The sequence below is a fragment of the Mesorhizobium sp. genome (assembly GCF_004963255.1).
GTDB lineage: Bacteria > Pseudomonadota > Alphaproteobacteria > Rhizobiales > Rhizobiaceae > Mesorhizobium.
The window spans coordinates 1-1102 of sequence record NZ_SUGA01000094.1; the positions used below are offsets into that span (position 1 = coordinate 1).

Consider the following 1102-nt stretch of genomic DNA (forward strand, 5'->3'; position numbering starts at 1 on the left):
GGCTTTATGCGTCCGCGGCCGTGGCCGTGACCATGGGCGGCAGCGGCGGCCAAGGCGGCTTCGGCAACACGGTCGACGTCATCAACTCGGGCAATCTGACCACGACCGGCGCTTTCTCGTCCGGCATCATGGCGCAGTCGATCGGCGGAGGGGGCGGCATCGGCGGCTCCAGCACGGCCAAGTCCTACAATATCGGCGGCACCAGCCAGACCAGCGTCAGCGTCAACATGGGTCTTGCCGGTTCGGGCGGCGGCGCCGCCGACGCCATGAAGGTCACGGTCAACAATACAGGCATCATCCTCACCTCGGGCTTCGGCTCCACCGGTATCATGGCGATGTCGGTTGGCGGCGGCGGCGGCGCGGCGGGCGCCGCGTCGGCTTCGGACGAAACCGTAGGCGGTGATATCGGCTCCGGCGATGAAGGCTCAACCTCGGTTTCGATCGGCGTGGCTCTCGCCCTTCCGGGCGGCACGGCCGGCAATGGCGGCGAGGTCTCCGTCACCAACAACAACTGGATTATCACCGACGGCGCTTTCTCCTACGGCATCAGCGCTAGTTCCATCGGCGGCGGCGGCGGCGTCGGTGGTTCGGCCTCGGCAGGGGCCACAGCGGAATACGCCATCGGCGGCGCCATCGCTGGCGGGGCGGCAGCGCCGGCAACGGCGCACTCGTCGAAGTCACCAACAATTCGAACGGCTTCATCTGGACCAAGCGGGAGAACTCGATCGGCGTTTTCGCGCAGTCGATCGGCGGCGGCGGCGGTTCAGGCGGCGCGGGCAAGAGCACCGGCAGCGACGGCGGCACGGTAGATGTCAAGTTCTCGATGGGCGGGCTGGGCGCCGGCGGCGGCGATGGCGGCGAGGTGCATGTCACCAGCAGCGGCATCATTGAGACCGACATGGCCAACTCGCACGGTATCCGGGCGCAGTCGATCGGCGGCAGCGGCGGCGTCGGCGGCGCGGCCGCCTCGACATCCGCGGACGCCAAGGTCTCGATCGCCGCATCGCTCGGCGGCCTCGGCGGCGACGGCGGGGTCGGCAAGTTCGTACATGTGATCAACAATGCGAGCGGCCAGATCGTCAGCTACGGCGACAATTCCTAC

The 1102-nt window shown here is 68.4% G+C and carries 1 protein-coding gene and 1 pseudogene; both read left to right on the plus strand.

The genetic code is table 11. From position 1 onward, the window contains the following. Positions 1–809, plus strand: a pseudogene (locus E5X34_RS32560) (hypothetical protein); the annotation flags it as partial. Between the two features lie 14 nt (positions 810–823). Further along, positions 824–1102: hypothetical protein (locus tag E5X34_RS32565; RefSeq protein ID WP_292573314.1), on the plus strand; the 279-nt coding region annotated here is incomplete at its 3' end.